The sequence below is a fragment of the Leifsonia psychrotolerans genome (genome assembly GCF_013410665.1).
GTDB lineage: Bacteria > Actinomycetota > Actinomycetes > Actinomycetales > Microbacteriaceae > Cryobacterium > Cryobacterium psychrotolerans_A.
Genome location: NZ_JACCFM010000001.1, coordinates 3,396,209 through 3,422,744, shown reverse-complemented (window position 1 = coordinate 3,422,744; position 26,536 = coordinate 3,396,209). Strand labels below are relative to the sequence as shown.

Sequence of the window (26,536 nt, the reverse complement as noted above, 5' to 3'; positions counted from 1 at the left end):
CGAGGCGATGTTCCACATACGCCTTCGATGGGCCGGAGGTGGCTCGCGAGATTTCGAGGCTGTGCCCGCAGCGCTCGCTCCGCACCTCAATCAACGGGATGGGCGCCTGTGCATACAGAGCACGCGTAATCTCACGACTTTTTCCTCATAAACCAGCCTGTACTCCTTAGTTTGTATACATAAACGCGTGAAGTGACTAGTGTGGAAGCCATGCGCGCCAGCGATATTGCCTACGACCGTCTGCGGGATGACATCATCAACTGGCGCCTGCAACCCGGAACACCGCTCGCCGAGGTCGAGGTCTCGGCGCGGATCGGCGTCTCACGCACCCCGGTCCGCGAAGCCCTCTCCCGCCTCATCGCCGAGGGTCTCGTCTCGAACAACTCAGGCCGCACCGCGATCGTCACACCGGTCTCGCGAGAACACATCGAGCGCCTCTATGAGCTGCGCGAAGCCCTCGAAACTCAGGCGGCCCGACTCGCCGCTCGCCGCCGCGACCCCGCCCCGTTCGAAAACCTCAAGCGTGAGTTCCTGGCGGCATCCGTTGCCGCTGACACGCCCGACGGTGATGTCGACAACGCCACCTCGTACCGGCTGGCCGACCGCCTCGACGCGGTGATCGATGACGCGATGGACAACTCGTACCTGCGCGGCGCCCTCAAAGACATTCGCGGCCACCTCGCCCGGGCACGCCGGCACGCCCACGCGAACCCGCGTCGGCTCGACGCCGCCACCGCGGAGCATCTGCTGATCATCGACGCCATCCTGCGCCGAGACGAAGTACTGGCCGCGCAGGCCACCGCCGTGCACCTGCGTAACAGCCTCGACAACATCCTGGCGACGCTGCCCACTCTTTCCCCCACCGCCACCGAGGCCGAGGCCTCCCTCGAAAGGACACTTCATGATTGAGCACCCCGTACGCGTCTATAAGAGCGACGAGAACCTGGCCCGCGAAGACCAGCTCGCCTGGAAGATCGCCCAGGTCGCCGTCGACCCCGTCGAGGTCAGCGCCGAGGTCACCGACATGATCATCAACCGGGTCATCGACAATGCATCGGTTGCCGCCGCCTCACTCACCCGCCGCCCCGTCGTCTCGGCCCGCTCGCAGGCGCTTTCCCACCCGCGCTCGACCGGCGGCGCCGGCGCCAATGTCTTCGGCGAGGATGCTGCAACCCGGGTTTCCCCCGAATGGGCGGCTTGGGCCAATGGCGTGGCCGTGCGCGAGCTCGACTACCACGACACTTTCCTGGCGGCCGAGTATTCGCACCCGGGCGACAACATCCCGGCCATCGTCGCCGTGGCCCAGCATGTCGGCGCCGAGCGTGGCCTGACCGGCCGCGACCTCGTGCGCGGCATCGCCACCGGCTACGAGATCCAGGTCGATCTGGTGAAGGCGATCAGCCTGCACGCGCACAAGATCGATCACGTGGCCCACCTCGGCCCGTCGGCTGCGGCCGGCATCGGCACCCTGCTCGGCTTGCCGGCCGAAACCATCTTCCAGGCCGTCGGTCAGGCCCTGCACACCACGACCGCCACCCGTCAGTCCCGCAAGGGCGAGATCTCCAGCTGGAAGGCACACGCCCCGGCCTTCGCCGGCAAGATGGCCGTCGAGGCCGTCGACCGTGCGATGCGCGGCGAGACCAGCCCGACCCCCATCTATGAGGGCGAAGACGGCGTGATCGCCTGGCTGCTCGACGGTCCGACCGCCGCCTACACCGTGCCACTGCCCGCCGCCGGAGAGGCCAAGCGCGCCATTCTCGACACGTACACCAAGGAGCACTCGGCCGAGTATCAGGCCCAGGCGTGGATCGACCTGGCCCGCAAGCTGCACGCCGAGCATCCCGAAGCGACCGACCCGGCACACGTCGAATCCGTCGTGATTCACACCTCGCACCACACGCACTACGTGATCGGCTCGGGCGCAAACGACCCGCAGAAGTACGACCCGCAGGCCAGCCGCGAGACGCTCGACCACTCGATTCCATACATCTTCACCGTCGCGCTGCAGGACGGCAGCTGGCACCACGTCGACAGCTACGCCCCCGAGCGCGCCCAGCGCGCCGACACCGTGGCGCTCTGGCACAAGACCAGCACGGTCGAAGATGCCGAGTGGACCCGCCGCTACCACTCGCTCGATATTGCCGAAAAGGCATTCGGCGGCCGCGTCGTGATCACCTTGACTGACGGTTCGACGATCGTCGACGAGATTGCTGTGGCGGATGCGCACCCGCTGGGCGCCCGCCCGTTCGGTCGTGCGGAATACGTCGCGAAGTTCCGCGCCCTGGCCTCCGATGTACTCGAGCCGGCCGAAATCGAGCGCTTCCTTGCCCTGGCTGAGCGTCTGCCCGAGTTGACCGCCGACGAGATCGGCCAGCTCACCATCGTCGCGAAGCCCGGCCTGCTGGCCGCAACTCCGTTGCCGACCGGACTCTTCTAATGCTGTACGCAACGACGACGCCGAGCCAGAAGCGCCACGCTCTTCGGGCCGGCTTGGCCAGCGGCACAATTCAGCGCTACCCCGGTGCGTTCAACCCGCTCTCGGCCAAGCTGATCGAGGCCAAGGGATTCGAGGGCGTCTACATTTCGGGCGCCGTGCTCTCGGCCGACCTGGGTCTGCCCGACATCGGCCTGACCACGCTCACCGAGGTGGCCACGCGCGCTCAGCAGATCGCGCGCATGACGAACCTGCCCGCCATCGTCGACGCCGACACCGGTTTCGGCGAGCCGATGAACGTGGCACGCACGATTCAGACGCTCGAGGATGCCGGCCTGGCCGGCACCCACATCGAGGACCAGGTCAACCCCAAGCGTTGCGGGCACCTCGACGGCAAGCAGGTCGTCGACGAGGACACGGCGCTCAAGCGCATCCGTGCCGCCGTCGACGCCCGGCGCGATCCGGACTTTCTGATTATGGCGCGCACCGACATCCGTGCCACCCAGCCGGGAGCTGCGGGACTTCTCGCCGCGACCGACCGGGCCAAGAAACTCGTCGATGCCGGGGCCGATTCCATCTTCCCCGAGGCGATGGGCACCCTGGCGGAGTTTGAGGCCGTGCGTGCCGCCGTCGACGTGCCACTGCTCGCGAACATGACCGAGTTCGGCAAAAGCGACCTGTTCACCGTGAACCAGCTGCAGGACATCGGCATCAACATGGTCATCTGGCCCGTCTCGCTGCTGCGTCTGGCCATGGGCTCGGCCGTGCGCGGTCTCGACACCTTGACCGAGCACGGCAGCCTCACGCCGGTGCTCGGCGAGATGCAGCACCGGGCCGACCTGTACGAACTTCTCGACTACGAGTCGTACAACCACTTCGACACCAATGTCTTCAACTTCCAGGTTGAGCGCTAGAAACTAAGGAACTCCACATGAGCGAGACGTCTGAAATTCGCAAAGGCCTCACCGGGGTCGTCGTCGACTACACCGCAATCTCGCGGGTCAACCCCGAGACAAACTCACTGCTGTACCGCGGCTACCCGGTGCCCGAGCTCGCCGCGCACTGCTCATTCGAGCAGGTCGCCTATCTGCTCTGGCACGGCGAACTGCCGACAGCTTCCGAACTGAGCGACTTCCAGGCTGCCGAGCGGGCCCGCCGGGCACTGGCCCCGGCGGTCAAGGCCGTGATCGACCTGATTCCGTTGACGGCGCATCCGATGGATGTCGTGCGCACCGCCGTGAGCCTAATCGGGGCGAGTGACCCGGATGCCGAGAACAGCAGTCGCGCGTCGAACCTGGACGCCTCGCTGAACCTGCTCGCGCAGCTTCCGGCCATCGTCGCCTACGACCAGCGCCGTCGTCGCGGGCAGGATTTGATTCCGCCGCGTGACGACCTCGACTACTCGGAGAACTTCCTCTACATGGCGTTTGGCGAGGTGCCGGCGCCGGCCGTGGTCGACGCGTTCCGGGTGTCGATGGTGCTCTACGCCGAGCACTCCTTCAACGCCTCAACCTTCACCGCTCGGGTGATCACGTCGACACTGTCCGATCTGTACTCGGCCGTGACCGGCGCGATCGGTGCCCTCAAGGGGCCGCTGCACGGCGGAGCAAACGAGGCAGTCATGCACATCTTCGAGGAAATCGGCGAGGCGGAGCGGGCCGAGGAATGGCTCGAAACCGCGCTGACCGAGAAGCGCAAGATCATGGGGTTCGGTCACCGTGTCTATAAGTCAGGCGACTCGCGGGTGCCGACGATGAAGGCCTCGCTCGACACTCTGATCGAGCACTATGACCGGCACGACCTCCTCGCCCTCTACGACACGCTCGAGACGGCGATGACCGAGCGCAAACGCATCCTGCCGAACCTCGACTACCCGTCGGGACCGGCCTATCACCTGATGGGTTTCGACACGGCCGCGTTCACTCCCCTGTTTGTGGCCAGTCGAATCACCGGCTGGACCGCGCACATCATGGAGCAGCTCGAATCGAACGCGCTGATTCGCCCATTGAGTGCCTACAACGGTGAGGACGAGCGGCACTTGACTGCGTCGTCCCCAGCCTGAATCTGACCCGCAAGCAGAAGGAACAGAACTGTGACAGAAGCACGGATCGTCATCGTCGATGGAGCCCGCACCCCAGTCGGGCGGTATGGCGGCAGCCTCAAATCGGTTCCCGCCCACGAGCTCGGGGCGATCGCCGCGCGCGCAGCCCTTCAGCGGAGCAGCATCGGCGCGGAAGAGATCGATGAGGTCATCATGGGCTGCATCGGTCAGGTCGGGCCGGATGCCTACAATGCCCGTCGGGTCGCGATCGCAGCCGGCTTTCCGGTGCAGACCCCGGCCTTCACCGTGAACCGCCTGTGCGGCAGCGGGCTGCAAGCCATCTGGTCCGGCGCCCAGCAGTTGCGGTGGGGTGGAGCAGAAGCGATCCTCGCCGGTGGCAACGAGTCCATGTCACGCATGCCATTTCTCGACTTCAACGCGCGCGACAATGGCCGTCTCGGCGATCGAACCCTCGTCGACGGAACCGTGGCGATGTTGACCGATCCGTTCAGCGGTCAGCACATGGGCGTGACAGCCGAGAACGTCGCCGCAACCTACGGCGTCTCTCGGGACGAACAGGATCGGTTCGCCGCGGAGAGCCAGCGTCGGGCGGGCACGCCCGAGGCTCTGGCGGCCTTCGCCGACGAGATCACGCCGGTCGAGATCGCGGGCCGTCACCCGGTGACGGTCACTCTCGATGAGCATCCTCGCCCCGAGACGACGTTCGAGAGCCTTGCGGCCCTTCGACCTGCGTTCCGTGGGGACGGCAGCGTGACGGCCGGCAATTCATCGGGCATCAACGATGGCGCAGCGGCGGTCGTGTTGATGGGTGAGGAACGTGTGCGCGAGCGTGGCCTCGGCGGCCTCGCGACACTCGAGTACGTCAGCACAGCGGCACTGGAACCCGAGCTGATGGGGTACGCGCCGACACTTGCCCTGCGCAAACTCTTCGCCGAAACCGGCCTGACGCCCGACGACATCGACACGGTCGAACTCAATGAGGCCTTCGCCTCGCAGGCCGTCGCCGTGATCCGTGACGCCGGCCTGGATCCGGAGCGCACTAATCCGTATGGCGGCGCGATCGCACTCGGCCACCCGGTCGGCGCAACCGGCGCGATCCTGTTGCTTCGCGCCGCAAAGGATCTGCAGCGCCGCAACCTCGACTATGGCATCGTCACGATGTGCATCGGAGGCGGCCAGGCCCTCGCCGCGCTGATCAAGCGGTTCGACGCATGAGCCGCGTGAGTGAGACCGTCGCGATCGAGACCGTCGCGATCGTCGGCAGTGGCGCGATGGGTCGCGGCATCGCCGAATCCTGTCTGCGCGGCGGAGTGAGCGTCATCCTGCATGACGCGAACCCCGTTGCGCTCGAGGCTGCGAGCACGACCATCGCAGCCGCCCTCCAGCGGGCGGTCGCAAAGGAGCAGCTCAGCGCGGCCGCCGCGACCACGGCTCACGCGCGGTTGATCACCTCCACGTCGCTCGAGGGCATCGCCGGTGCCGACCTCGTGATCGAGGCCGTTCCCGAACGGTTGGATCTGAAACTTGAGGTGCTTCAGAGCATCGAAGCCGTCGTCTCTGCTGCGACGGTCATCGCAAGCAACACCTCCTCGATTCCGATCACCCGACTGTCGGTCCCATTCGCTGATCCATCACGCTTTCTCGGCTTGCACTTCTTCAATCCCGCCTCGAAAATGCCTCTGGTCGAGGTGATCTCGACGCTTGAGACGGCTGTCGGCGTCCGCGACACCCTGGATCGTTTCGTTCGCGATCGGCTCGGCAAGACGCCACTTCTGGTCACGGACCGCCCCGGTTTTGTGGTCAACGCCCTGCTCATCCCGTTTCTTCTGTCGGCCGCACGGATGTTGGACAGCGGTTACGCCAGCGCCGAAGCCATCGATGAGGGCATGCGGCTGGGCTGCGGGCATCCGATGGGGCCGTTGAGACTGTCGGACCTCGTCGGCTTGGATGTCATCTGCGAGGCCGCCGACGCCCTCTACGGCGAGACGAAGGATGCCGCCGTGATCGTGCCGAACAATCTGCGACGCCTTCTCGAACGCGGCCACCTCGGGCAGAAGTCCGGACGAGGTTTTTACAGCTACGCCTAGGCCAGGGTCGCTGCAATCGCGACGAGTTGGTCTTCTTGGCCGCCGACGAGCCGTCGGCGGCCCGCTTCACGCAGGATGTCCGCACCGGAGACCCCGTACTGCTCGGCGATCCGCTGAGCATGCTTGAGGAAGCTGGAGTAGACGCCGGCGTAACCGATGGTGATGGCCATGCGGTCGAGTCGACATTCATCGTCCATGAGCGGACGAACCACGTCTTCTGCCACATCAAGCATGAGGCTCGGGTCGATGCCCGTGCGATAGCCCAACCGCTCCGCGACCACCGCGAGGACTTCGGTGGGAGTATTGCCCGCGCCGGCGCCGAGCCGCCTGGTGGATCCATCGATCTGAACGGCACCTGCCCGCACCGCGAGAATCGAGTTTGCGACGGCGACACCCAAGTTTTCATGGCCGTGAAAGCCAACCTGAGCGTCCGTCCCCAACTCGGCAACGAGTGCAGCAACACGATCTGACACCTCGTTCAGGATCAAGGCACCCGCCGAGTCCACGACATAGACACACTGACATCCCGCATCCGCCATGATTCGACCTTGCCGGGCAATTTCTTCCGGTCCCTGGGAGTGCGACATCATCAAGAAGCCGACCGTCTCGAGTCCACGCTCACGTGCAAGCCCGAAGTGTTGCACCGCGATGTCGGCCTCGGTCACGTGGGTGGCGATTCGACAGACTTGCGCGCCGCGGTCTGCAGCGGCCCGAATGTCGTCTTTGACTCCCAGGCCCGGCAGCATCAAGAACGCGATCTTTGCCGACTTCGCGGTTTCCACCGCGACACTGATGAGTTCCAATTCGCTCGTATGGCTGAAGCCGTAGTTGAACGATGAGCCTCCCAACCCGTCTCCGTGACTGACCTCAATGACCGGAACGCCGGCGCCATCCAGGCCAGCCACGATGTCGCGCACCTGGCCAGGGGTGAAACGATGCTGCATGGCGTGCGAGCCATCCCGCAACGTCGAATCGGTGACTCGGAAGTCCAGCTCTGCGTTGAACATGCTAATTTTTCCCTTCATTGCGGCGAATAGCACGCCCGATTCCTTCACCCACGCGCGTCGCTGCGGCTGTCATGATGTCAAGATTCCCGGCATACGGCGGGAGAAAGTCGCCGGCTCCCGTTACTTCAAGGAACGTCATGACACAGGCAGGGGAACCCGTCGATGGATCAGCATCGCGGAACTGAGGCTCTGTTCGAAGGCGGTAACCGGGCACATATTCCGCCACTCGGTCCACCATCGCCCGAATGGCGTCGGCAATCGCGTGTCGGTCGGCATCGTCAGAAATGGCGCAGAAGACAGTGTCCTGCATCATCATCGGTGGCTCGGCCGGGTTCATGATGATGATTGCTTTTCCGGTCGCAGCGCCACCCACCGATTGGATGGCCTGCGAAGTCGTCAGTGTGAACTCGTCGATATTGGCACGGGTGCCGGGCCCCGCCGACGGAGAGGCGATGCTGGCGACGATCTCCGCGTACGCCACGGGGGTGACCTGTGCGACTGCGGCGACGATGGGAATCGTCGCTTGCCCCCCGCAGGTGATCAGGTTCACGTTCTCGGCGTTCTCATGGTGCTCGATGTTGAGTGAAGGCACAACGGCAGGACCCACCGCCGCCGGGGTGAGATCAACGGCACGGATCCCGAGCGCAGCGTACTTCGGCGCGTTCTCCCGGTGGGCGTACGCCGAGGTGGCTTCAAAGACGATCTCAGGAAGCTCGTTCTGAGCAAGAAGCCACTCGACGCCGCCGGACGATGCGATCAGTCCTTCATCACGTGCGCGCTGAAGTCCTTCGCTCTGCGGGTCGATGCCGATCATCCAGCGTGGTTCGACCACGTCTGATCGGAGAAGCTTGTACATCAGGTCGGTCCCGATATTGCCGGATCCAACGATCGCGGCTGTCACTTTTTTCATTACTCTCCTCTACGTCTTCTAGTCGAACGTCACGACGACGTCGCCAAGACCCGTGAATCGTGCTTCTGCCCGATCGCCCGGAACCACGTCGATGGCTCGTGTACATGACCCGGAGAGCACCACATGGCCGGGTTCCAGTGCGACACCGAAGCCGGCGAGGGTGCGGGCAAGCCATGCAACGGAACGAGCAGGGTGGCCGAGTACAGCGCTCGTTGACCCGGCAGCAACCTCCTGGCCGTTGATCACGAGGCGCGCATCGATATCATCGAGGGACCACTCCAACGGCGAAATACGGGTGTCTCCCAGGATGACTGCCGCAGATGAGGCATTATCGGCGATGGTGTCGATCAGGTGAATGTTCCAGTTCTCGATGCGGCTGTCGATCAGCTCGATGCACGGCACGACATACGCTGTCGCCGAGAGAACGTCTGCTTCCGTGCAATCGGCGGACAACGCCTCTGCTAACACGAATGCCAACTCCACTTCAATGCGTGGCTGAATGTAGGAGCCCAGCGACACGGCGCGTGTCGAGTCGAGCAGCATCGTGTCCATTAGGTGCCCGAAGTCAGGCTCATCCACTCCCATCATCTCTTGCATGACCGGTGAGGTGAGACCCAATTTGTGTCCGATGATCCGCGAGCCCGACGCAACGTCGAGCTGAATGTTCAAGGTTTGGATCGCATACGCGTCGGCCAGGGACAAGCCAGGAAACGTGCTGCTCAGACGAGCGATGGGTTCCCGGTTCGCCGCAGCCTGTCGTAGGGCGCGTGCTGCCTCTGTTCTCGTCGCTGAATTCACCATGTTCTCATCGTTTCGCACCGTCACTCCTCGACCGCTCCGGCATCCCACTCATCGAGACAGCATTCTGGCCATTCATCCCAACCGGGGCGCAGAGGCGATCGCCCGGGAGATTTCGGCGGCCGCCCACATGATCCGATGCTTCATCGCGTCAACATCGACGTGCTGCCTTGGCCCGCTGACCGAAATCGCCGCGATCGCATTGCCCGCCTCGAGGATCGGAGCCGCCCCGCAGGCCATTCCCGGCATCGACTCGCCCAGCTCCGTCGCGTATCCGGTTCCGCGGATTCTCGCCATCTCGGCCTCGAATTCCTCCTCCGACGAAATTGTCGAGGTGGTCCGCGGTGCAAGCCCGCCGGCCAGGTATTCTTCGACGACTGGCCTGGGCGAATAGGCCAGGAGCGCTTTGCCAACCCCCGTGCAGTGTGCCGGTAGTCGACCACCAACTCGAGACGGCATCTGGTTCGCCAGCGCCCCACCGACCTTCTCGAGATATACGACATCCCGTTCATCGAGAATTGCCAGATGCACGACGTGGCCCGTCGACGAGCAGAGCTCCTGCATGAGTGGCCGTGACGCAGAGCTGACCCGGTTGCGATGAGCGACGAGACTGCCGATCTCAAACATTCGCAAGCCCAGCCGATAGTCCGTATCAAGACGCTCCAACCATCGTGCCTCGACGAGTTGCTGCAGAATGCGATGAACTGATGAGCGCGGCAGACCCGAGCGCGCGGCGACCTGACCGAGGCTGAGCAAGGCCGCCGACCGTTCGAAGACCCGCAGGATGAGAACGGTTCGTTCGACCATGGTCGTCGATGCGAGGGAGCCGGCGGGTTCGTGCGGCGTGGTTGTCATCGTTTCCCTTCTCCCGGTGTCTCGGCGAAGTGGCACGCAACGGAATGGTGCGGTTCCATCTCGCGAAGCTGCGGTTCTTCCTCCGCACAGACCTGCTGTGCAAGCGGACACCGTGTGCGAAAGCGGCAGCCTGACGGAACATTGCTCGGTGACGGCGGGTCACCGATGATCGCGGGTTCCGGGGTGGCAGCACCGGGCATCGCCACCGGCACCGAGTCGATCAAGGCACGGGTGTACGGATGCAGGGGACTCGCGAACAGTTCCGCCGACGGCCCGACCTCGCACACCTTTCCGAGATACATCACCATGACCCGATCCGAAATATTTCGCACGACGGCCAGGTCGTGCGCGATAAAGAGGATCGACAAGTCCATCCGCTCTTTGAGTTCTTCGAGCAGGTTGAGAACGGTGGCTCGCAACGAGACGTCCAGCGAGGAGATGGGCTCATCGCAGATGAGCACGCGCGCACCCGCCACGAGAGCCCTCGCGATCGCCACACGTTGACATTGCCCACCCGACAGCTGTCCGGGGCGTCGATCACCAGCGACGTCGGGGTCGAGTCCAACCGCGCGGAGCATCTCGTCGACGGTAACCTTGCGCTCGTCCTTCGTGCCGATACGCCATACCCCGAGTGGTTCGCCCACGAGTTGGCGGACGGTGCGCAGGGGGTGCAAGGACGCAATCGGATCTTGAAAAACCATCTGCAGATCGAGGCGGATTCGACGCAGCTCCTGCCCGCGCAGGCCGGTCAATTCTTGCCCGTTGTATGCGACGGTTCCGGCCGATGGCGGGGGCATCTGCATGAGTGCTCGAGCCAGCGAGGACTTGCCGCAGCCGGACTCACCGACGACGCCCAGGGTCTCACCTCGCGCTAAATCCAGATCGACTCCAGCCACAGCGTGTAACCCGTTGCGACCGTATCGAACGTGCACGTCACGCACCTGAAGGATGGGCGTGCTCATGATTCACCTCGCGTGTGGACTGCGTCTCTGGGCATCAACGGAAAATGACAGCGGATGCGATGTTCTGGATTGTCATCGGCTTCCCGAAGTTCGGGAGCCTCGACGGTGCAGCGCGCCTGCACTCGGACGCAGCGTGGCGCGAACCGACAGCCCGAGATCGGTTCGGACAGGTCAGGTGGGCCACCCGGTATCGCTGCCAAGGTCAGATGGATCGGGCCGTCCATCGGGGGAACTGCGTTCAGCAGTGCGCGCGTGTAGGGCATCAGAGGGGTGGCAAAGAGATCCCGCGTTGGCGCCTCCTCCACGATCTGGCCCGCGTACATCACCACCACTCTGTCGGTGCGGGAGGCAACGACTGAGAGATCGTGCGTAACCAAAATGAGCCCCATCTTCCTCGCCCGCCGCTCCCTATCAAGCAGATCCAAGATCTGGCGTTGCACGGTGACGTCCAACGCGGTGGTCGGTTCATCGGCAATGAGCACATCGGGGTCACCGCTCAGAGCGATTGCGATCATGACCCGTTGCCGCATTCCGCCAGACATCTGGTGCGGGTAGACGGCGAGTCGAGCGGCCGGATCTGCAATGCCGACCTCGCGCAAAATCTGCTCGGCCTGCACTCGAGCCTCGGAAGTGGTCGTTCCGCTTCTATGCCGGCGAATGGTTTCGACGATTTGGGTACCGACTCGACGGACAGGGTTCAACGACGAGAGCGGATCTTGCAGCACAATCCCGATGCGTCGACCCCAGATGCCTCGGAGCTGTTTCTGGGTCAGCGACAGCAGGTCGACACCGCCCAAAACAGCCCGCCCTGAGGTACTGACCCCGTCGGAGCCGGCGTTGAGACCCATCATGGTGCGCGTAAGAACGGATTTCCCCGAACCAGATTCACCGACCAAACCAACTGCTTCTCCGGGCATGACGTGAAAATCAACCTGCTCCACCGCACACAACTCACCACGTTCCGTCGAGAATCGGGTCGTGATGTCAGTGGCGACCATCGACTGCCCCGGGGGCATCGGCCTGTTCTTGGTCATCGCGCCTGCCTCTTCCGTTCGTATCCGTCACCCAAAACGTTCATCGCCATGACAGTGAAAATCAGCATGAGTGCTGGAAAGACCACCACATGAGGCGCTTGCTGCAGTACCGGCCGACCCGAGGCAATCATGCTGCCCCAGCTCGCGGCCGGCGGCGGCACGCCGTACCCCAGAAAGCTGAGCGATCCCTCGGCCATCATCACAATTGCGGCAACGACCAGACTGTAGACGAGCATGGGACCGGCGATCATCGGCAGCACGTCGCCGATAATCACGCGCGGGTGGCGTGCACCGATGCTTCGAGCTGCGCTCACGAAGTCCCGACGCGCCAGCGTCAATGTGTGCGCCCGAGCCATCCGAATGAAGGCCGGCATGGTTCCAACAGCCAGTCCAACAACCAGTGCCTCCACCGACGCGCCGCGCACGGCGACCACGGTCATGATCAAAATCAGCACGGGGAAGGCGAGAACGGTGTCGGTCAGCACGCCGACGACGGTGTCGATTCTGCCCCGGAAGTAGCCGGCGAGCACGCCCAGGGTCGTTCCGACGATGAGCCCGAGGCAAATCGTCGACCCTGCAATGGTCAGCGACACTCGGGCACCGTGCAGCGAGCGAGACAGGATATCGCGACCGAGTTCATCGGTGCCGAGGAGGTGGCTGAGGCTCGGGCTCGCGAGATAGGCGCTGTAGTCCGGCGTATCCGCCGCCGGGATAGGGAGAAGATCAACCAGAACTGCCAGGCTGACGATCAGCGCCAACCACCCGATCGAGAGCCACTGACCGAGGGGCAGTGTGGTTCGGGCAACGGCCCGTGATCTAAGCGACTGCATGTCGTACTCTCGGGTCGATGATCGCGTAGGACAGATCCGTGAGTGCATTGACGATGACATACGTCAGCGCAATCACGCACACGACACCTTGTACCGTGACGAAGTCGGAATTGTTGACGGATTCCACCAGCAGCCGCCCAATGCCGGGGATGCCGAAGAGGCTCTCGATCACGACAACGCTGCCCAGCAGCCGAGCAGTGTTGAGACCGGCAAGAGTGACCAACGACAGCGACGACGGTCGCAACGCTTGGCGAAACAGGATATTGGGAATCGTCATACCCTTGGCTTTTGCGGCGAGCATGAAATCTTCGTCGAAGGTTCGTGACATATCCGCCCGCAATATGCGCGAGTAGGTCCCCGCGGGTTCGGCAGCAACGGCCAGCGCCGGAAGTGCGAGGCTGATGAGGTTCAGGCCCAGGCCCGCCGCCAGGGGGACGAAACCGGTCGCCGGAAACCAGCCGAGGACCATTGCGCCCCCGAGAATCAGCATCAGGGCGATCACAAATTCTGGCGTCGAGATCATCAGAACCGACGTCGGCGTCGCGATACGACCAACGGTCGAGCGTGGTCGATATGCCGCCCAGACAGCCATCGGTACGGCCATAATCAGGGCAATGATCTGCGCCAGGACCATGAGTTCGAGTGACACTGGCAGCCGCTGCGCGATGGCTTCACCGACGGGCTGAGTGGTGCGGAACGAGACCCCAAGATCGCCCTGCAGCACGTGAGAGGCCCATAGAAAGTAGCGCGCAATGACAGGCTGGTCGAGATTCAACTTCTGTCGAACCAATTCCACCTGCTCGGGCGTCGCATTCTCCCCCGCGATCACCACCGCCGGATCGCCGGGAAGAAACTCCAGCATCACCGACACCAGGAAAGTGACAAGGATCAGCACCACGAACAGGTGCAGCGCCCTCAATCCAAAACGTTTCATCGCTCATCCATCGTTGGTTGCAGCCGGGGTGGGGCGGCCTGCGCCGCCCCACCCCGTCGGTCACTCGGTGACTATTTGAGGGTGACCTCAGATGCGTAGAACACCATTCCGCCGAGATATCCCGGCCCGAGGTCGACGGTGTTTCGCGTGGTCATATACATCGGCAGAGGGCTCAACCAGATCGCCAATGCCTGGTCGTTGATCTGAGACTGCATGTCGCGCAGTCCCTGGTTTCGCTCATCAATTGTTGGCGCATTGACGCCGATGTTCAAAGCGTCCTGGAATGGCGCGCTGTCCTGCTTGATGACGTTGCGGGCGCTGCTGCTGAAGACGGTGTACCCCAACGGATAGAAGGAGTCGAAGGGTGTCATCTGCCACATTCCAAGCTGGAAGTCTCCGCTGTAGAGCGCCGGAATATGCTCGCTGGGACTGACCGAGCGAATCGTCGATGCCAGGCCGATGGATTTCAGCACCTGGTCGACGTACTCGGAGTATGTCGTCATCAGGCTGTTGGTCAGAATTTCGATGGCCGGGCTGTTTCCATCGGCGACGTAGTCGGCAATCAGCTTGCTGGCCCGCGTCACGTCAGTTTTCACGCTGCTGGGTTCACACTGCGCTGTATCCACGCCGAACGGAATGCACCCGCGCTCTCCGTTCCAGAGGTCCGCCGTTCCATACATCACGCTGTTGGTGTTCTTCGGGTCGAACGCGATCTGGATTGCTTCGCGGACACGCTGGTCGTTCAGCGGTGCAGCACTCATGTTCGGTAGTAACGCGATGGCGCCACGAACTCCTTGCGTGTTGATCGTGAGGTCCTTGTTCTGGCTCACCGCACCGAAGTTGCCCATGATCACACCGGCTTGAATTTGCCCTGTGACCAGTGCGTTCTCGCGGGATTGAGGGTCTGGAAGCACCCGATAGGTCAAGGTCTCGAACTGCGGTTTATCGCCCCAGTAATTGGGATTGCGCGTCATGGTGACGTGGTCGTCGACGACCCACTCCTGAACGATGAACGGGCCGGCACCCACCGGAGAACGATTGAATGCTTCGGCATCAGCGGCAAGCGCGGTCGGGGATCCGATCAGGCCCACAGCACCGGAAGCGGTGAACAGGTACGGAAAGGAATAGTTTGGCTGAGACAGGGTGAATACGACAGTTGTCGCGTCCGGCGCGGTCATCGTGGTGAGGTTTGCGAGCAAGAACTTGCTAGACGAGGGGCTGTCCTTCGCCCGGTGGCGCTCAACGTTAAAGATCACTGCTTCGGCATCGAACGGGGTCCCATCCGTGAAAGTCACGCCGTCCCTGAGCGTCATGGTCCAGGTCGCACCGTCGTCGGACTCCATGCCGCTGGCCAGAAACGGGATCACATCGCCGTCGGTTCCCACGCGCAACAGCGTGTCGAAGACGGGTACGAGTCGTTCTCCGTTGGCGGAAGCCGAGAGGGGGTTGAGCGGGTCAAAGCCATCATGCTCGTAGAGTGATCCGACGACGAGCTCTGTCGCGGCCGTCGTGCCGACTTCGTCGGGGGCGGCATCCTCCGCAACAGCCGAACAGGCCGACAAGATCAGCACAATCGGCAGCGCAGAGGCTGGCAACCACCAGCCACGTCTTTTCTGGGTGAACATCATTGTTCTCTCTCTCGGTTGGGTAACGCTGGGCAGGGCTTGGAAATTAGCGGGTAAAGAATTCCGTTACGACTCGCTCGAAATCACGTTTGCGCTCGATTTGGGCCCAGTGGCCACAGCGCGAGAACGTGTGCAACTCCACGTCAGGCAGCCTTCTATTGGCGAAATGCGCTTGATCGAAAGGAAGCATCCGATCGTCGCGGCCCCAGATCATCAGGGTCGGCATGGGAATCTGTTCGGCTCTCGACCAGAGTGGCTGGTGCGCCGCGGTGAAGGCTGGCTCGAAGACCGAGGCAAAAATCGCCCGTGAACGCTCAATCGCGCCATCAGCCAAGGCGTTTGCCATTCGCTCATCGATGAGCTCCTCGGTAATGGTGGCCGGGTCAGAAACCATCGTCGTGACCCAGGCGACCATGCGTTCACGTGTCGGATCGTCGAGGAACTCGAACAATCGCAAGGCCCCCTCGCTCGGGTCAGTACCGAACACACTCACTGCGAGCCCACCGGGTCCCATCAGAGCCAGTCGTCGCACACGAGACGGCTCCATCGCGGCCAGTTCTGCGGCGACGGACCCACCCATCGAATTACCGATGATCAGGCAGGAATCAATACCCAGCTCGTGCATGAACTGCGCAACTAAGCGCGCAGCAAAACGGGGATACACATCGTTGATCTCTGGCAGATCTGTCCGCCCGAACCCGGGGAGATCCGGCATGATGACACGGAAATTCTCGGCGAAGACCGGAAGGTTGTGTTGAAAATTCGACCACGCGCTCACGCCAGGGCCGGAGCCATGAAGCATCAGGAGCGGCTCGCCCTGACCCGCCTCATGGTAGGAGAAGGTGATGTCGCCCACCTGCAATTCTTTGCGGGTGGCCTCGTAGTTCGCACTCGTCATCGCGTGCCTTTCTTCGCTGTTCTGGTCAGTGTGACCCAGCAGATCACCGGGAACGCGGGTGGTTCCCGCTCAGCGGGACAGTTCTCCGCCTCGCGGCCAGCGTTGCCGTCCGTCGGCATCACCCGTTCGCAGTCATTCCCACCCCTCAATGCTGGAACAATACCAAACAAATGCTTGGTATATTCGCTTCATGACCGTCGACGCTGACAACGCACGCCCCGCACCGAGGGCACTCTTCACACCTTTGACGCTTCGGGGCATCACCCTGAATAATCGTGCGGGCGTCTCGCCCATGTGCACCTATGGCGCCCGGGACGGCCTGGTCAGCGACTTCCACCTGGTCCATCTGGGGCGTTTTGCTTTCGGCGGCGCGGGCCTCGTCATTGTCGAAGCGACCGCCATTGAGCCGCGGGGCCGCATCTCCCACCATGACCTCGGGCTCTGGGACGACGCGCAGCTCGACGGTATGCGTCGGCTCGCCACCTTCCTCAGCGCGCACGGTGCGGTGCCCGGCATCCAGCTCGCCCACGCCGGGCGCCGGGCCTCGGTGCGCGAACCCTGGTTCGCGGGCGCACCACTTGACGCATCGGATGCCGCGGCCGGCTGGGCCCCCTGGCCGGTCGTCGGACCGTCGGCGATCCCGGCCGGGCCGGACTGGCCACTTCCACACGCACTCGACGCGCATGAGATCGCCGATTCGGTCGCCGCCTGGGCCGCGGCCGCGACCCGCGCGGCCGCGGCGGGGTTCCGCTTCGTCGAACTCCACGGCGCACACGGCTATCTGCTGCATTCCTTTCTCTCGCCAGTCTCGAATGTGCGCGACGACGACTATGGCGGCGACGCCCTGCGCCGAATGCGCTACCCCCTCGAGGTGATCAGGGCCGTCCGGGCCGCCCTCCCCGACGACGTGGTGCTCTCGTATCGGGTCTCGGCGGTCGACGGGATTCTCGATGGCGGCCTGGGCCTCGACGACGTCGCCGAGTTCGCGCGGCACGCGGTCGCGGCGGGAGTCGACGTCATCGACACCTCCTCGGGCGGCATCAGCGCCGATCGGTCAACCGACACACGGGTGCGTCGTGGGTTTGCCTTCCACGCCGACTTCGCGCGTGAGCTCAAGGCACGCACCGGAGCGATCGTCGCCTGCGTCGGCTTCATCGTCGATCCGGAACAGGCCAGCCGCCTCATCGAAGACGGCGATGCCGACATCGTGTTACTCGGCCGAGAGATGCTGGACGACCCGAACTGGGTGCATCACGCCCGTCGCAGCCACGCCGATGACGAATTCGACCACTGGGAGCCGCGCTATGGCAGTGCACTCGGACCGCGGCTCGGCGCGCTGCGTCGCCTCGCCGACGCCGGAGAGACTCCGCTGACGCGTTTCGAGCAGCCCGCCCGACTCTGAAGGCAGGGGGGCCGAGCACCGATCGTGCCCGGCTCCCCGCGCTCGCACCTGCGGCCTCCCCCGCAGACGGCGTTCAGAGCATGAGGAGTTCGCGCGCTGACTCGCCCCCCGCCAGAAGGCTGTTGACCCGGTCGGCCACACGCCAGCCCGCATCGGTGCGGACGAAGTTCCACCGATTGGCGCTCACCCGCACCGCCGCCCAGGCTTCGCCGTGGCACGCGAGCACGATGGAGTGGTTGACCGCGACGGCCGTGTCCCCGTCGATCGTGAGCCGGGGCGCGCTGAGCACATGGGCGCATCCGGCTGCCATCAGCTCGCGGTGGGACTGCAGCTCGACCAACCCGGCGATGTCGGGGTGCTCGAGAGTCGTCGTGCCGAAGGAGTAGGTTCCCCCCTCGGCCCAGAGCGCCCCGATCGCGTCGCCGTTGCCGGAATCCGCGTAGGGTCCGTAGCTGGCGATCAGATCGAGAATGCTGGCCCGATCTTCAAGTGCTCGCAGCCGGTCCTCGAGGCCGCTCACCAGTCCTGCCAGGGGATAATCGTGCGCATGGACGACGAGAACAGCACGTCGCCGGCCTCCTGGGGCGCATCGGGGTGCGCAGCGGTCTCATTCTCGACCCGCCGGATCGCCTCACCGGTCTCGACCGGGTCGCCGTCGAGATAGAGCAGACGAATGCGCAGCCCGCCGGGCTGCTCGGTCCGCGAGCCGTCGAAGGGCAGCGTCGTGTGCTGCTGGGAGTGGCTGAATGAAAACGTCCAGGCCCCGGCCACTCCGGGAACCGCCACCAACGCAGGAATGAGCCGGGCGTCTTCCCAGCCGAAGCACCGGTGAGTTTCGGCCCCATGCGCCTCGGGATAGCGGGTGAGGGTGACGTGAATCCCCCGGTTCGGACGGTACGGAAGCACATCGGGATCCACCAGCACTCGGGGAGCCGAATACCCCTTCACCGGGCGAAAGAAGGCCAGAAGGGTGCGCTCGACGCCGGGGATGATCGGCCCACGGCCCCACTGGAAGGAGGCCTCGCCGAGGCGGTCCCACGCTGCGACGCTCTCGGCGACGGGCGAACGGAACCAATACATCGCCACGTAGTCGGTTCCGGCAAATTCACCGCCCGGCTCGGCCAAGCCGGTTGTGGCCGCGCGAGCCCACCGGTCCCCCCAGGCCACGCCGGGCAGAGCCAGGTTCTCGGGCCGGTGGTCAAGCTGGTGCCAGCGGTTGTACGCGTCGTGCTGGGCGGCATCGGCGAGTTCTACGAATGAAAAAAAGGCAAGGTCGGTAAGCATCGGACTCCTCTGTCTAGCGCTTGGTTGGTTAGGCTACCAGACCGGTGCACAGTATCGAGGCCGACATCGAGGCGGCAGTCAGCGCGGCCAGGCGGCCGAGGCACCCCGCGCGGCGAACCGCTGCTGCAGCAGCACGGCCACCACAATGATCAGGCCCTTCGCCACCGCCTGCACCGAGGTGTCGAGGTTGTTCTGCGTGAACACATTGGTCAGGGTGCTGAAGATCAGCACGCCCAGCACGGTTCCAACGATGGTGCCGCGTCCGCCGATCAACAACGTTCCACCGACCACCACCGCGGCGATGGCATCGAGCTCGTACAGCCCACCGTGAGTGGACGTCCCGGCAGTGGTGCGTCCGAGCATCATCACCGCAGAGATGCCAGCGGTCAAACCGCACAGGGCGTAGACAAAGACGAGGTGACGCTTGACCCGAATCCCGGCCAAGCGGGACGCCTCCCGGTTACCGCCGATCGCGACCGTGCGTCGACCGAATGTGGTGCGGTTGAGCAGGAACCAGCCGGCGGCGGCCACGACCACGAAGATCCAGATCAAGATCGGGATGCCGAACAGGTCGGACCTCATAGCGTTGAGAAACTCCCTGTTGATCACGATCTGCGTTTTGCGGCCGGAGATCAGCTCGGCCAAGCCCTTTGCGGCGACCAGCATCGCCAGCGTCGCCATGAATGCCACAACATTGCCGTAGGCGATCACGACCCCGTTCACGAGCCCGACCCCCACTCCAACGGCGAGCGCAATCACGACCATGAGCAGCCAGGAACTGTTCGTCGCAGCGAGTTGCACGGCCGACAGACTGGCGACCACGGTCGCCAAGCCCATCACGGACCCTACCGAGAGATCGATTCCCCCCGCCGTGATGACAAACGTCATGCCGATGCTGATCACGCCGATGATCGAGGCGAAGCGGATGATCGTGACGAAGTTGTCGATCGTGGCGAAGCGATCTCCTGCGGTCAGGGCGCCGATCACGATCAGCAGAGCGAGCGCGATGACCAGCCCGAGGTTGCGACCGACCGAGCCACCGAGCATCCGTTTGGTGGTGCCACTCCGCGCCTCCGAAACGACGTGCTCGGTGTCGTCTCCGCGCACCGGGGGCTGGACGGCGATTGTGCTGCTCTGCTCACTCACGCGGCGGTTCCTTTCATGACCAGATCGAGCACGGCGTGCTCGTCAATGTCGGTGGCGGGTGAGGTGGCGAGAACGGCACCTTCTCCGATGACAAGAACTCGATCGGCGAGACCGAGCACTTCTTCGATTTCGCTCGAGACCACGATGATGGCGGTCCCGACTGCGGAAAGCCGGCGGATTAACGCGTAGATCTCGGCGCGAGCCCCGACGTCGACACCGCGGGTCGGTTCGTCGAGCAGGAGAACGCGGGTGCCGTGCACCAGCCAACGGGCCAAGAGGATCTTCTGCTGATTGCCGCCCGACAGGGTGCGCGTCGACCGGTCGGGATCGGCCGGTCGTAGCTCGAGTGCGTCGATTTGCTCGGCGGCCACCGCGCGTTCACGGCGCTCCTGGAGAATACCGAACCGGGCAAAGCGCGCAAACGATGACAGTGTGACGTTCTTGAAGATCGGCTCGTCGAGAATAAGTCCCTGGCTCTTGCGTTCCTCCGGGGAGAACCCGATCCCCGCATCGACGGCGGCCCTGACCGAACCGGGACGCAGGGCCCGTCCGCCTACGCTCACGCGACCGGAGGTCGGCTTGCGCGCACCGTAGATGGTCTCCAAAATTTCGGAACGACCCGACCCGACAAGTCCGGCCAGACCAACGATCTCTCCCGCGCGCACAGTGAAGCTGACGTCGCTGAACTGGCCGCGTAGGCCCAGGCTGTCGACGTCGATCACGACTGCGGCATCCGTCGAAACGGCACCCGCAGCGGGGAACACGTTGGCCAGATCGCGTCCCGTCATCAGCTTGATCAGTTCGGGCGTCGAGGTCTCGGCGACGTTGAGTCCCCCCGCCATGCTGCGGCCGTCTTTGATCACGGTAATCCGATCACCGATCTGACGGATTTCTTCCAAGCGGTGCGAGATATAGACGACGGCAATCCCCTGCGCTGTCAGCTCTCGCACGACTCGGAAGAGGTTCTTGACTTCTTCGGAGTCGAGCACGGCGCTCGGCTCATCCATGATGATGAGACGGATGTCATGGGACAGCGCTCGGGCCATGCTCACGATCTGCTTGTTGGCCGCCGACAGTCGGCTCACCTCAGTGCTTGGCGAGATCGAGCCGTGGCCGAGCCGCGTCAGCAGCTCACTCGCCACCCGATTCGATTCTGCGACGTGAAGCACTCCGCCGGTTGCCTTCTCATGGCCGAGGAAGATGTTCTCCGCAATGGTCAGCCCGTCCACGACATCCAGTTCTTGGTACATCGTGGCGATGCCGAGGGTGAGTGCGGCGACGGGATCAGTGATGGCGGTCGGTTCGCCCGCCCAGCGGATCTCCCCAGAATCGGGCTGGTGCACCCCCGACAGCGTTTTGATCAGAGTTGATTTGCCGGCTCCGTTTTGACCGAGCACGCAGTGCACCTCACCGGCACGTACGGTCAGGTCAACCCCCCGGAGAGCGTGAACTCCCGCGAAGCTCTTCGTGATCCCCCGCACGGAGAGCAGCGGCACCGGATGGTCGTCGTTGATCATGAATCGAAGATAACACACATATGTCGATTGACGACATTAAGTCGTCGAATCTGTGATGACTTCTGCTATGGTTTGTTCCGTCAGCGTGGACAGGCCGGCGAGGAGGGGATCCTCGAGCAGTTGCCGCACTCCCTTTCGCTGGCGCTACCCCGCGAATCACTTACAGGAGGAACAACATGCTCGCTTCACGCACCAAGCGTCAGCGGATGCTTTACGCAGTCGGCGCGTCACTGGCCGCCGTCGGCCTCATGGCCGGCTGCAGCGCCGAAACCGGCGCGTCTAACACCGAGCCCACCAACGCGTCGGTTGAGGGTAATTCCGCAACCGGCGACACCATCACCATCGGTTTCTCCGGCCCCGCCGCCGACCACGGCTGGCTCGGCGCCATCAACTCCGCGGCCCTGGCCGAAGCGAAAAAATACCCCGATGTCGACCTCAAGGTCGCCGAAGGCACCAACGATGCCAACCTGCAGATCAGTCAGGTTGAAGGCTTCATCAACGACAAGGTGGACGCCATCGTGCTGCTCCCGACCGATGGAGCGGCTCTCACCGAGGTGGCCTTGCAGGCCATGGCGGCGGGCATCCCGGTGATCAACGTCGATCGCGAGTTCTCGAGCACCTTCGCCGCACGTGTCACAATCCTGGGGGACAACTACGGCATGGGCGTCAGCGCCGGGTCATTCGTCTGCGACCAGGTCGGCGACAACCCCAACGCCATCGTCGCCGAGATCGCCGGCATCGATTCACTTCCGCTCACTCAGGACCGCAGCAAGGGCTTCTCCGACGCGCTGAAGGACTGCGGACTCGTCGTGTCAAACCGAGTCGCCGCCGACTTCACCGTGCAGGGCGGCGAGGCATCCACCTCGCAGCTACTGGCCGCCGCACCGAAGATCGACGCGTTGTGGAACCACGATGACGATCAGGGTATCGGCGTTCTCGCCGCCATCGACGCAGCCGGACGCGACGAGTTCATCATGGTCGGTGGTGCCGGATCGGCCAACGCCATGCGCGAGATCCAGAACCCTGCGAGCGTCATGAAGGCGACGGTCATCTACCCGTCGACGCAAGCCGCCGACGGCATCCGGCTCGCCCGCCTGCTTGTGCAGGGCAAGGCGATGAGCGACCTGGTCGAGGTGGAGATTCCGAGCCGCATCGTGTTGAACGCTCCGGTCGTCACGAGCGACAACGTCGACCGGTTCTTACCTACCGCGTTCGAATCCTAAGACGAGGCTGGGGTCCGTGAGCGGTCACGGACCCCGGTTTCCCCGAGAATTTCTGCGCATCATGAAAGAGGAAACGTTGTCGAAGAACACCCCCCGCTTCAGAATTGCCCTGGTGGGACACGGCTTCATGGGGGCTGCGCACTCCCAGGGCTGGCGGGTGGCACCGCGGTTCTTCGATTTGCCGGTCCACCCCGAGATGGCCCTCCTTATCGGCCGCGACCCCGACCGCGCCGCCGCCGCGGCACGCCGGTGGGGCTGGGCAGAATCAGGCACCAGCTGGCGTGACGCCATCGCCCGAGATGACATCGATGTGATCGACATCGTCACCCCCGGAGACTCGCACGTAGAGATCGCCATTGCCGCGCTCGACGCCGGCAAACACGTTCTCTGCGAAAAGCCGCTCGCAAACAGTGCCGAGGAGGCTGCAGCGATGGCGGATGCAGCGGCTCGAGCGGCCACGCGTGGCATCTATGCCATGGTCGGCTTCACCTACCGCCGGGTACCCGCCGCCACTTTTGCTCGCGACCTCGTCGCATCCGGTCGGATCGGCGAGGTGCGCCAGGTGCGCGCCGCCTACCTGCAAGATTGGCTGGTCGACCCTCAAACGCCCCTGGCGTGGCGCCTGCAGAAGCACCTCGCCGGCTCGGGGGCCCTCGGAGACATCGGTGCCCACGCCATCGATCTTGCCCAGTTCATCACGGGTCAACAGCTCACCGGCGTCAGCGGAGTCATGGAGACTTTCGTGCCTCGCCGCCCGCTCCTCGGCGAAACGTCGGGCCTCTCCGGCACAGCTCGCACGACGGGCACCGCCGGCGCCGAATTCGGTGAGGTCACAGTTGACGATGTGGCACTCTTCACCGGCCGATTCACTGGCGGGGCCCTCGGCTCCTTTGAAGCCACACGGATGTCGACGGGACGCAAGAATGCGCTGCGTATCGAAGTCGCCGGCTCGACCGGCGCACTCTCCTTCGACCTCGAGGAGCTGAATTCGCTCGAGTACTACGACTCGAACGCTCCCGAGACACTGCGCGGATTCACCAAGATCCTTGTGACCGCGCCGAGCCATCCGTACCTGTCGGCCTGGTGGCCGGCGGGACACACCCTCGGCTACGAGCACGGTTTCACACATCAGGCGAAAGACTTCGTCGAGGGAATCATCACCGAAACGCAGCCAGAGCCCTCATTCGCCGCGGGCCTCCAGGTGCAGCGCGTGCTGGATGCGGTCGAACGCAGTGCCAACGCAGACAGCATCTGGACCTCCACCTCTGCACTCTGATCCACCCCGCTCGCCCGACAAAGGAGTCACCCATGAGTCGCCCTGTCACCCTGTTCACCGGCCAATGGGCCGACCTCCCCTTCGACGAGGTCGCGCGCCTCGCCTCCGGCTGGGGCTATGACGGCCTGGAGATCGCTTGCTGGGGCGACCACCTCGATCCGTGGCGCTGGAACGACGAGAAGTATGTCGACGACAAGCTGGCCATCCTCGCGAAATACAACCTGTCGGTCTACGCCATTTCCAACCATCTCAAGGGCCAGGCCGTCTGTGACGACCCCATCGACCAGCGGCACCGGGACATCCTGCCCGATGTGGTCTGGGGTGACGGCGATCCCGAGGGCGTGCGCCAGCGTGCGGCCGAGGAGATGAAGCACACGGCCCGGCTCGCCGCCAAACTCGGCGTGAAGACCGTCGTCGGCTTTACCGGTTCATCGATTTGGAAGTACGTGGCCATGTTTCCGCCGGTCGCGCAGGAGGCCATCGATGCCGGCTACCACGACTTCGCCGACCGCTGGAACCCCATCCTCGACGTCTTTGACGAGGTCGGCGTGCGCTTCGCGCACGAAGTGCACCCGAGTGAGATCGCCTATGACTATTGGACGACCGTACGCACCCTCGAAGCGATCGGCCACCGGGAGGCGTTCGGCCTCAACTGGGACCCGAGCCACTTTGTCTGGCAAGACCTCGATCCGGTCGGCTTTCTCTGGGACTTCAAGGAGCGGATCTACCACGTCGACTGCAAAGACACCAAGAAGCGCATGGTCAATGGCCGGAACGGACGTCTCGGTTCCCACCTCGCCTGGGCCGACCCGCGTCGCGGCTGGGACTTCGTCTCAACCGGACACGGCGACGTGCCCTGGGAAGACAGCTTCAGAATGCTCAACTCGATTGGCTACGACGGCCCGCTCTCGGTGGAGTGGGAAGACGCGGGAATGGACCGACTGATCGGCGCCCCCGAAGCGCTCGAGTTCGTGCGCCGACTGGCATTCGACCAGCCGGATGCCGCGTTCGATGCGGCGTTCAGTAGTCGGTGACTCTATTTTTTCTCGGCTGCAGACTCGAGCAACTCAAGCACCATCGCATCGACCCGGGCCGGCGACAGCGCGTGGTGAATGGCCAACATGCTCGCCCCCAGAACCGCAGCATTAGCGCCGGCCGTCGACGGAACAATCTGCAGATGCTGGGTCGCCAGCGGCATTGAGCGGGTGTAGACCACCTCTCGCATGCCGGCGATCAGTTGTTCCCCGGCGCGGGCCATCGACCCACCGATCACGATCACGGAGGGGTTGATCAGGCTGACACAAGCCGTCAGCACCTCGCCCATGTCCCGCCCAGCCTGCCGAACGGCCTGAATCGCCTCGAGATTACCGAGCTTCACGAGCTCGACCACATCGTGGCTGCTGGCCGCGTCTAGACCGCGTTCTCGCAGTGCTGCCGCGATCGCGGGCCCGGAGGCCAGCGCCTCCAAGCAGCCTCGGTTTCCGCAGTGGCACGGAACGTCAACGCCGCGCGCCACCTGCACGTGCCCAATGTCACCCGCGATCCCTTGGGCGCCACGCTGCAGCATCCCGCCGGAGATGACCCCGGCGCCGATACCGGTCGCGACCTTCACAAAAATGAGATGGTCGACCTCTGGCCAGGCCGTCTCTCGTTCACCGAGCGCCATGATGTTCACGTCATTGTCGACCAATACCGGAACGTCGAAGTGCGCTTGCAACCAGCCCGGCACATCGAAACGATCCCAGCCGGGCATGATCGGCGGATTGATCGGCCGGCCCGTGCTGTATTCGACCGGCCCGGGAAGTCCGATGCCGATCGCGAGCAGGTCACCCAGGTTTCGCCCGGCCTTTCGGACCAGGGCGTCGCCGGCCTCGATCACCCAGTTGAGAACCGGCTTTGGACCGAGAGAGACCTCAATCTCGGCGACTTCCTCATGCAGCGGGCGCCCGGTCAAGTCGCTCACCGCGATTCGCGCATGGGAGGCCCCGATATCGACGCCCAGCACCACCTTGGTTCCGGTGGCCAAAGCGACCTGGGACGACGGGCGCCCGCCCGTCGACGGCGCATCGGCAGCGGGACCCACCAGACCGAGTTGCGTCAGGGAATCCATTCGCAGTGCGACCGTCGAGCGGGCGAGCCCGGTGAGGTGCGCCAGCTCGGTGCGGGTACGCGGTTTTCCGTCTCGTAGAATCTGGAAAAGGTCGCTCGCGCCGGCTGACCCCAGGGCATTCTCGCGACTTATGTCGATCATC

The 26,536-nt window shown here is 64.1% G+C and carries 25 protein-coding genes; 10 read left to right on the top strand and 15 right to left on the bottom strand.

Annotated elements, in window-relative coordinates:
* The first annotated feature begins 192 nt into the window (after window positions 1–192).
* The 6 genes from HNR05_RS15560 to HNR05_RS15535 are packed head-to-tail and all read left to right on the top strand — an operon-like array spanning window position 193 to window position 6,583.
* A complete protein-coding gene (locus HNR05_RS15560) occupies window positions 193–909 on the top strand; it encodes a GntR family transcriptional regulator (RefSeq protein ID WP_343062631.1) in 717 nt (238 codons plus the stop codon).
* Window positions 902–2,437, top strand: a complete 1,536-nt coding sequence (locus HNR05_RS15555) for an MmgE/PrpD family protein (protein WP_179579962.1) — start codon at window positions 902–904, stop codon at window positions 2,435–2,437. Before HNR05_RS15560 ends, HNR05_RS15555 begins: the two co-directional genes overlap by 8 nt.
* Entirely contained in the window at window positions 2,437–3,348 is a 912-nt protein-coding gene (prpB, locus tag HNR05_RS15550) for a methylisocitrate lyase (RefSeq protein WP_179579961.1), read from the top strand. Before HNR05_RS15555 ends, prpB begins: the two co-directional genes overlap by 1 nt.
* A gap of 17 nt (window positions 3,349–3,365) precedes the next feature.
* Window positions 3,366–4,496 (top strand): bifunctional 2-methylcitrate synthase/citrate synthase, encoded by a 1,131-nt coding sequence (locus tag HNR05_RS15545; RefSeq protein WP_179579960.1) that lies wholly within the window; start codon window positions 3,366–3,368, stop codon window positions 4,494–4,496.
* 30 nt (window positions 4,497–4,526) lie between these two features.
* Window positions 4,527–5,711 (top strand): acetyl-CoA C-acyltransferase, encoded by a 1,185-nt coding sequence (locus tag HNR05_RS15540; RefSeq protein ID WP_179579959.1) that lies wholly within the window; start codon window positions 4,527–4,529, stop codon window positions 5,709–5,711.
* Window positions 5,708–6,583 carry a 3-hydroxyacyl-CoA dehydrogenase family protein gene (locus HNR05_RS15535; protein WP_179579958.1) on the top strand — a complete coding sequence of 292 codons (876 nt, stop codon included), beginning with the start codon at window positions 5,708–5,710 and terminating at the stop codon, window positions 6,581–6,583. Before HNR05_RS15540 ends, HNR05_RS15535 begins: the two co-directional genes overlap by 4 nt.
* Here HNR05_RS15535 and dmpG read toward each other — a convergent pair.
* The 10 genes from dmpG to HNR05_RS15485 form a co-directional block, all read right to left on the bottom strand.
* A complete protein-coding gene (dmpG, locus tag HNR05_RS15530) occupies window positions 6,580–7,608 on the bottom strand; it encodes a 4-hydroxy-2-oxovalerate aldolase (RefSeq protein WP_246318423.1) in 1,029 nt (342 codons plus the stop codon). The genes HNR05_RS15535 and dmpG overlap by 4 nt on opposite strands.
* A complete protein-coding gene (locus HNR05_RS15525; RefSeq protein ID WP_179579957.1) occupies window positions 7,592–8,500 on the bottom strand; it encodes an acetaldehyde dehydrogenase (acetylating) in 909 nt (302 codons plus the stop codon). The genes dmpG and HNR05_RS15525 overlap by 17 nt, the downstream gene beginning before the upstream one ends.
* Window positions 8,501–8,518: 18 nt before the next feature.
* Window positions 8,519–9,301, bottom strand: coding sequence for a 2-keto-4-pentenoate hydratase (locus tag HNR05_RS15520; protein WP_179581086.1), 783 nt, complete (start codon window positions 9,299–9,301; stop codon window positions 8,519–8,521).
* A gap of 72 nt (window positions 9,302–9,373) precedes the next feature.
* On the bottom strand, window positions 9,374–10,153 hold the full coding sequence (locus HNR05_RS15515; RefSeq protein ID WP_179579956.1) for an IclR family transcriptional regulator: 780 nt from the start codon (window positions 10,151–10,153) through the stop codon (window positions 9,374–9,376).
* A complete protein-coding gene (locus tag HNR05_RS15510) occupies window positions 10,150–11,115 on the bottom strand; it encodes an ABC transporter ATP-binding protein (RefSeq protein WP_179579955.1) in 966 nt (321 codons plus the stop codon). The genes HNR05_RS15515 and HNR05_RS15510 overlap by 4 nt, the downstream gene beginning before the upstream one ends.
* A complete protein-coding gene (locus HNR05_RS15505) occupies window positions 11,112–12,149 on the bottom strand; it encodes an ABC transporter ATP-binding protein (RefSeq protein WP_218868918.1) in 1,038 nt (345 codons plus the stop codon). The genes HNR05_RS15510 and HNR05_RS15505 overlap by 4 nt, the downstream gene beginning before the upstream one ends.
* The gene (locus tag HNR05_RS15500) at window positions 12,146–12,979 is read right to left on the bottom strand and encodes an ABC transporter permease (protein ID WP_179579954.1); all 834 of its coding nucleotides are present in this window, start codon (window positions 12,977–12,979) and stop codon (window positions 12,146–12,148) included. Before HNR05_RS15500 ends, HNR05_RS15505 begins: the two co-directional genes overlap by 4 nt.
* Entirely contained in the window at window positions 12,966–13,913 is a 948-nt protein-coding gene (locus HNR05_RS15495; RefSeq protein WP_179579953.1) for an ABC transporter permease, read from the bottom strand. The genes HNR05_RS15500 and HNR05_RS15495 overlap by 14 nt, the downstream gene beginning before the upstream one ends.
* 71 nt (window positions 13,914–13,984) lie before the next feature.
* Window positions 13,985–15,541 carry an ABC transporter substrate-binding protein gene (locus tag HNR05_RS15490; RefSeq protein WP_179579952.1) on the bottom strand — a complete coding sequence of 519 codons (1,557 nt, stop codon included), beginning with the start codon at window positions 15,539–15,541 and terminating at the stop codon, window positions 13,985–13,987.
* A gap of 43 nt (window positions 15,542–15,584) precedes the next feature.
* Window positions 15,585–16,394: an alpha/beta fold hydrolase gene (locus tag HNR05_RS15485; protein ID WP_218868917.1), complete on the bottom strand. Its 810-nt coding sequence runs from the start codon at window positions 16,392–16,394 to the stop codon at window positions 15,585–15,587.
* 232 nt (window positions 16,395–16,626) lie between these two features.
* Here HNR05_RS15485 and HNR05_RS15480 point away from each other — a divergent pair, with 232 nt between their 5' ends.
* Window positions 16,627–17,838, top strand: coding sequence for an NADH:flavin oxidoreductase/NADH oxidase (locus HNR05_RS15480; protein WP_179579950.1), 1,212 nt, complete (start codon window positions 16,627–16,629; stop codon window positions 17,836–17,838).
* A 73-nt stretch (window positions 17,839–17,911) separates the two neighbouring features.
* Here HNR05_RS15480 and HNR05_RS15475 read toward each other — a convergent pair whose 3' ends face one another.
* From HNR05_RS15475 to HNR05_RS15460, 4 genes are all read right to left on the bottom strand, one after another.
* Window positions 17,912–18,358 carry a nuclear transport factor 2 family protein gene (locus tag HNR05_RS15475; protein ID WP_218868916.1) on the bottom strand — a complete coding sequence of 149 codons (447 nt, stop codon included), beginning with the start codon at window positions 18,356–18,358 and terminating at the stop codon, window positions 17,912–17,914.
* Window positions 18,355–19,122, bottom strand: a complete 768-nt coding sequence (locus tag HNR05_RS15470; RefSeq protein WP_179579949.1) for a hypothetical protein — start codon at window positions 19,120–19,122, stop codon at window positions 18,355–18,357. The genes HNR05_RS15475 and HNR05_RS15470 overlap by 4 nt, the downstream gene beginning before the upstream one ends.
* Window positions 19,123–19,200: 78 nt before the next feature.
* Entirely contained in the window at window positions 19,201–20,268 is a 1,068-nt protein-coding gene (locus tag HNR05_RS15465) for an ABC transporter permease (protein ID WP_425485091.1), read from the bottom strand.
* Window positions 20,265–21,785 carry a sugar ABC transporter ATP-binding protein gene (locus HNR05_RS15460; protein ID WP_179579948.1) on the bottom strand — a complete coding sequence of 507 codons (1,521 nt, stop codon included), beginning with the start codon at window positions 21,783–21,785 and terminating at the stop codon, window positions 20,265–20,267. The genes HNR05_RS15465 and HNR05_RS15460 overlap by 4 nt, the downstream gene beginning before the upstream one ends.
* Before the next feature lie 176 nt (window positions 21,786–21,961).
* On the opposite strand from HNR05_RS15460, the gene HNR05_RS15455 reads away from it, so the two are divergent.
* The 3 genes from HNR05_RS15455 to HNR05_RS15445 all read left to right on the top strand — a co-directional run bounded on the left by HNR05_RS15455 (window position 21,962) and on the right by HNR05_RS15445 (window position 25,318).
* Window positions 21,962–23,008: a substrate-binding domain-containing protein gene (locus HNR05_RS15455; RefSeq protein ID WP_179579947.1), complete on the top strand. Its 1,047-nt coding sequence runs from the start codon at window positions 21,962–21,964 to the stop codon at window positions 23,006–23,008.
* 61 nt (window positions 23,009–23,069) lie between these two features.
* A complete protein-coding gene (locus HNR05_RS15450; RefSeq protein WP_179579946.1) occupies window positions 23,070–24,284 on the top strand; it encodes a Gfo/Idh/MocA family protein in 1,215 nt (404 codons plus the stop codon).
* A 32-nt stretch (window positions 24,285–24,316) separates the two neighbouring features.
* Window positions 24,317–25,318, top strand: a complete 1,002-nt coding sequence (locus tag HNR05_RS15445; RefSeq protein WP_179579945.1) for a sugar phosphate isomerase/epimerase family protein — start codon at window positions 24,317–24,319, stop codon at window positions 25,316–25,318.
* A gap of 2 nt (window positions 25,319–25,320) precedes the next feature.
* On the opposite strand, the gene HNR05_RS15440 is transcribed toward HNR05_RS15445, so the two are convergent.
* On the bottom strand, window positions 25,321–26,535 hold the full coding sequence (locus HNR05_RS15440) for an ROK family transcriptional regulator (RefSeq protein WP_179581071.1): 1,215 nt from the start codon (window positions 26,533–26,535) through the stop codon (window positions 25,321–25,323).
* Window position 26,536: the final 1 nt, after the last annotated feature.

Excerpts from the sequence above, each read along its gene's own strand:
- dmpG (WP_246318423.1), bottom strand. The coding sequence starts at position 7,608 with ATGAAGGGAAAAATTAGCATGTTCAACGCAGAGCTGGACTTCCGAGTC.
- HNR05_RS15505 (WP_218868918.1), bottom strand. The coding sequence starts at position 12,149 with ATGACCAAGAACAGGCCGATGCCCCCGGGGCAGTCGATGGTCGCCACT.
- HNR05_RS15470 (WP_179579949.1), bottom strand. The coding sequence starts at position 19,122 with ATGCTTACCGACCTTGCCTTTTTTTCATTCGTAGAACTCGCCGATGCC.
- HNR05_RS15555 (WP_179579962.1), top strand. The coding sequence starts at position 902 with ATGATTGAGCACCCCGTACGCGTCTATAAGAGCGACGAGAACCTGGCC.
- HNR05_RS15495 (WP_179579953.1), bottom strand. The coding sequence starts at position 13,913 with ATGAAACGTTTTGGATTGAGGGCGCTGCACCTGTTCGTGGTGCTGATC.
- HNR05_RS15525 (WP_179579957.1), bottom strand. The coding sequence starts at position 8,500 with ATGAAAAAAGTGACAGCCGCGATCGTTGGATCCGGCAATATCGGGACC.
- prpB (WP_179579961.1), top strand. The coding sequence starts at position 2,437 with ATGCTGTACGCAACGACGACGCCGAGCCAGAAGCGCCACGCTCTTCGG.
- HNR05_RS15445 (WP_179579945.1), top strand. The coding sequence starts at position 24,317 with ATGAGTCGCCCTGTCACCCTGTTCACCGGCCAATGGGCCGACCTCCCC.
- HNR05_RS15535 (WP_179579958.1), top strand. The coding sequence starts at position 5,708 with ATGAGCCGCGTGAGTGAGACCGTCGCGATCGAGACCGTCGCGATCGTC.
- HNR05_RS15510 (WP_179579955.1), bottom strand. The coding sequence starts at position 11,115 with ATGAGCACGCCCATCCTTCAGGTGCGTGACGTGCACGTTCGATACGGT.
- HNR05_RS15440 (WP_179581071.1), bottom strand. The coding sequence starts at position 26,535 with ATGATCGACATAAGTCGCGAGAATGCCCTGGGGTCAGCCGGCGCGAGC.
- HNR05_RS15545 (WP_179579960.1), top strand. The coding sequence starts at position 3,366 with ATGAGCGAGACGTCTGAAATTCGCAAAGGCCTCACCGGGGTCGTCGTC.
- HNR05_RS15455 (WP_179579947.1), top strand. The coding sequence starts at position 21,962 with ATGCTCGCTTCACGCACCAAGCGTCAGCGGATGCTTTACGCAGTCGGC.
- HNR05_RS15500 (WP_179579954.1), bottom strand. The coding sequence starts at position 12,979 with ATGCAGTCGCTTAGATCACGGGCCGTTGCCCGAACCACACTGCCCCTC.
- HNR05_RS15480 (WP_179579950.1), top strand. The coding sequence starts at position 16,627 with ATGACCGTCGACGCTGACAACGCACGCCCCGCACCGAGGGCACTCTTC.
- HNR05_RS15515 (WP_179579956.1), bottom strand. The coding sequence starts at position 10,153 with ATGACAACCACGCCGCACGAACCCGCCGGCTCCCTCGCATCGACGACC.
- HNR05_RS15490 (WP_179579952.1), bottom strand. The coding sequence starts at position 15,541 with ATGATGTTCACCCAGAAAAGACGTGGCTGGTGGTTGCCAGCCTCTGCG.
- HNR05_RS15520 (WP_179581086.1), bottom strand. The coding sequence starts at position 9,301 with ATGGTGAATTCAGCGACGAGAACAGAGGCAGCACGCGCCCTACGACAG.
- HNR05_RS15460 (WP_179579948.1), bottom strand. The coding sequence starts at position 21,785 with ATGATCAACGACGACCATCCGGTGCCGCTGCTCTCCGTGCGGGGGATC.
- HNR05_RS15450 (WP_179579946.1), top strand. The coding sequence starts at position 23,070 with ATGAAAGAGGAAACGTTGTCGAAGAACACCCCCCGCTTCAGAATTGCC.